The organism is Methylobacterium symbioticum, from assembly GCF_902141845.1.
Classification (GTDB): Bacteria; Pseudomonadota; Alphaproteobacteria; order Rhizobiales; family Beijerinckiaceae; genus Methylobacterium; species Methylobacterium symbioticum.
Genome location: NZ_CABFPH010000205.1, coordinates 1 through 3,261 on the forward strand (window position 1 = coordinate 1; position 3,261 = coordinate 3,261).

A 3,261-nucleotide genomic window follows, 5' to 3' on the forward strand; every position below is an offset into this window, starting at 1 on the left:
CGGTACGCCGGAGCCGTCGCGCGGGTCGGATCCGGCCGGGCCATGGTCCGCCGCGGCGGTCCGCCCCGCCCGGGCGCCCAGACCCGCAGGTTCACCGGGTCGTGCCGGCGCCGAAACCTCCGCCCGGCCAGGGGCGCACGGTGCCCGCCGGCCTTCCTCCCCGTCGCCGAGCGCCCGATCGCGGCGGACCCGCGCGGCCTGCAGCCTGTGCGCCGCGCTCCTTCTGGCCGGCGCCACCGGGGGCGCGCGGGCCGAGACCCTGGAGGGTGCCCTCGCGCGCGCCTTCCGCGCGAACCCGGAGCTGAACGCCGCCCGGGCGGGCCTGCGCGCGACGGACGAGGAGATCGTGCAGGCCCGGGCGGGCTACCGCCCCACGATCCGCCTCGACGCCGACATCGGGGTCGAGCGACAGAAGGGCGTCGAGGGCGGGGAACGCTTCGCGCGGACCGCCCTGCCGGGCGGCGCCGGCCTGACCGTCAACCAGACGCTGTTCAACGGTTTCCAGACCGACAACAACACCCGGCGCGCGGAATCGACCGTGCTCGGCCAGCGCGAGAGCCTGCGCCTCACCGAGACGACGACCCTGTTCAGTGCGGTCCAGTCCTACATGGACGTGCTTCAGAATACCGCGACGCTGGAGCTGAACCGCAACAACGTCGCCGTCCTGCAGGAGCAGCTCCGCCAGACGGCCTTCCGCTTCCAGGTCGGCGCGTTGACCCGGACCGACGTCGCCCAGGCGGAGGCGCGCCTCGCGCTCGCCCGCTCGCAGGTGAGCGCGGCGGAGTCGCAGCTGGGCGCCAGCATCGGCATCTATCGCCGGGTCATCGGCGTGGAGCCGCGCCAGCTCTCGCCGGGCCGCCCGCTTGACCGCCCCGTGCCGGGCAACCTCGACGCCGCGGTCGAGATCGGCCTCAAGGAAAACCCGCAGATCGCCTCGGCGCTGCACGCGGTCGATGCCGCCGAGGCGCAGGTGAAGGTGCTGGAGGGCCGGCTCTACCCGCAGGTCGGCCTGACCGGCCAGGTCGCCCAGCGCTACGACCAGGAGCAGCCCGGCGACAACGGCCGCACCGCCTCGATCGTGGGCCGCATCACGGTCCCGATCTATCAAGGCGGATCGGAATACGCGCAGATCCGGCAGGCCAAGGAGCTCGTGGGCCAGACGCGCCTGCAGGTCGAGTTCCTGCGCGACCAGATCCGCGCCGCCGTGGTCTCGGCCTGGGGCCAGCTGGAGGCCGCCAAGGCCCAGGTCATCGCCTCGCAGGCGCAGGTCCAGGCGAACGAGGTCGCGCTCGACGGGGTGCGCGAGGAGGCCCGCGTCGGCCAGCGCACCACCCTCGACGTGCTGAACGCGCAGCAGGAGCTCCTGAACGCCCGCGTGCAGCTGATCCAGGCCCAGCGCAACCGCGTGGTGTTCTCCTACGGCGTCGTGCAGCAGATCGGGCGCCTGACCGCCCGCTTCATCGCGGTGCCGGTGGCGGCCTACAGCCCGAAGACGCACTTCGATCAGGTCAAGGACCTCTGGTCCGGCGTGCGCACACCGGATGGCCGCTGATGGGACGGAAGACCTTCCGCCGCCAGGTCCGCGCCCCGGGGCCGCCCGCTCATCCCTGGCCGGGGCTGCCGGGCGGTCCGGGACCGCCGGCGCGCCCCGACCCGCCCCCGCCTTCGCCAGACACCGCCGAGCGCACCGTCATGTCCCATCCCCGGCTCCGGCCAACCGCACGTCCCCTGTCCCGCGCCGGCGCCGCGCTCCTGATCCTGGCGCTGCCGGCCTGCGCGATCTCGCTGCCGATCTCCCGGCCTGCCGACGGTTCTCCCGGCGTGCCGGGGCAGGACCCGAAGCGCACGGCGCCCCTGGCGTTCCCGGGGCTCGACCCGGAGGATTGGCGCCGGGCGCGCGGCATCCTCGGCCTCGCGTTGGAACCCAGCGGGAACGGCCTGCGCATCCGGTGGGACAACCCGGCGAGCGGGCGGAAGGGCAGCGTCGTGCCGACCGCCGCGCCGGTCGTACGCGCGGGGCGGATCTGCCGCGCCTTCCTGGCCACCGTGGAAGAGGCGCAGCGCACCGCCAGGATCCGCGGCACGGCCTGCCAGAACGTCGGCGACGACTGGGAGGTGACGGAACTCGACCCCGGGAGCAGCGCGCCGGACCGTCAGGGCGTAACGAGGCGCGACGCCGAGCCGACCGGACCCCGCTCGCCCTGATGCGGGCCGCTCCGGGAAGGTTCCGTCAGGCGCGAGGATCACCGTCGGCGCGCCGCTGGCGGCCCGCCTCGGAACGGCGGCACGACGCGCGGACGGACCATCGGGGCGTTCTCACACCGGCGAGGAATCATGGGTTCGTACTGGGGCATCTGGGGAGACCTTCCCAACCACTTGGTGCGGCTGGGCCTCGCCTTCGCGTTCGCATTCCCGCTCGGCTGGAACCGCGAGCGCGAGGCGCGCAGCGCCGGATTGCGCACCTTCCCCATCGTCGCCATCGCCAGCTGCGGCTTCATCCTGCTCGCCAGCGAGCTCCTCGGCGCGCGCACGCCGGAGCAGGCGCGCATCCTCCAGGGACTCATCACCGGCATCGGCTTCATCGGCGGTGGCGCCATCCTGAAGGGGGGCGACAACGTGCACGGCACCGCGACCGCGGCGAGCCTGTGGAACGTGGGCGTGATCGGGGCGGCCGTCGGCTTCGGCTACTACGACCTTGGCCTCATCCCGGCCCTGTCCAACTTCCTGGTCCTCGCCCTCCTGACGCCCTTGAAGCGCAAGCCGCGGACCGCCGCGTCGCAGGACCGGGGCGCCGGCACCGAGCCGGGGGGAGGGCCGGCCGGCACGGGCGGGGCCGGGCACAGCGAATGATGCCCCCCGGGATCGGAAGTCAGCGCGAACCGGTCCGGCCCTGGCGCGCCTGCCGCGCCCAGATCCGATAGGTGCCGCCGAAGGTGTCGGGATGGCGGGTCTCGAAACCGTGCCACGCCGCCGGCGAGCGCGCCGCGGCCGGGTCCGGATGCTCGGCCGCGAACCGGGTCCGGTCCGACGGGCGTTCGGGCTCCAGGCCCAAAAATTCCAGCCCGCAGGCCTCCAGCATCGCGCCGATCCCGGGCAGCGTGAAACGGTGCTCCTCGACGTGGAAGATGAGGTCGCGGCATTCCGACAGGGTCCAGAAGTCGGAGGCGGGGCTGAGCAGCATGCCGAGGTCCGGCTGCGCCACGGCCCCGGCCATGACGGCACGCCGGCCCGCCCGCACGCCGGCCGGGGTCGGCGCGAGCG

3 protein-coding genes and 1 pseudogene are annotated in these 3,261 nt (G+C 74.4%); 3 read left to right on the plus strand and 1 reads right to left on the minus strand.

What is annotated here, in order from left to right; all coding sequences use genetic code 11:
- Positions 1–205 precede the first annotated feature (205 nt).
- The 3 genes from MET9862_RS28695 to MET9862_RS28705 all read left to right on the plus strand — a co-directional run bounded on the left by MET9862_RS28695 (position 206) and on the right by MET9862_RS28705 (position 2,850).
- Positions 206–1,552 (plus strand): TolC family outer membrane protein, encoded by a 1,347-nt coding sequence (locus MET9862_RS28695; RefSeq protein WP_066923544.1) that lies wholly within the window; start codon positions 206–208, stop codon positions 1,550–1,552.
- Positions 1,553–1,692: 140 nt separating this feature from the next.
- Complete coding sequence (locus MET9862_RS28700) at positions 1,693–2,205, plus strand: RT0821/Lpp0805 family surface protein (protein WP_066923538.1); 513 nt, start codon at positions 1,693–1,695, stop codon at positions 2,203–2,205.
- 129 nt (positions 2,206–2,334) lie between these two features.
- Complete coding sequence (locus MET9862_RS28705) at positions 2,335–2,850, plus strand: MgtC/SapB family protein (protein ID WP_050772665.1); 516 nt, start codon at positions 2,335–2,337, stop codon at positions 2,848–2,850.
- A 19-nt stretch (positions 2,851–2,869) separates the two neighbouring features.
- Here the strand turns inward: MET9862_RS28705 and MET9862_RS28710 are convergent.
- A pseudogene (locus tag MET9862_RS28710) lies at positions 2,870–3,261 on the minus strand (hypothetical protein); the annotation flags it as partial.

Bases quoted from the DNA above. Each gene is read 5' to 3' on its own strand.
- MET9862_RS28700 (WP_066923538.1), top strand. From the start codon at position 1,693: ATGTCCCATCCCCGGCTCCGGCCAACCGCACGTCCCCTGTCCCGCGCC.
- MET9862_RS28705 (WP_050772665.1), top strand. From the start codon at position 2,335: ATGGGTTCGTACTGGGGCATCTGGGGAGACCTTCCCAACCACTTGGTG.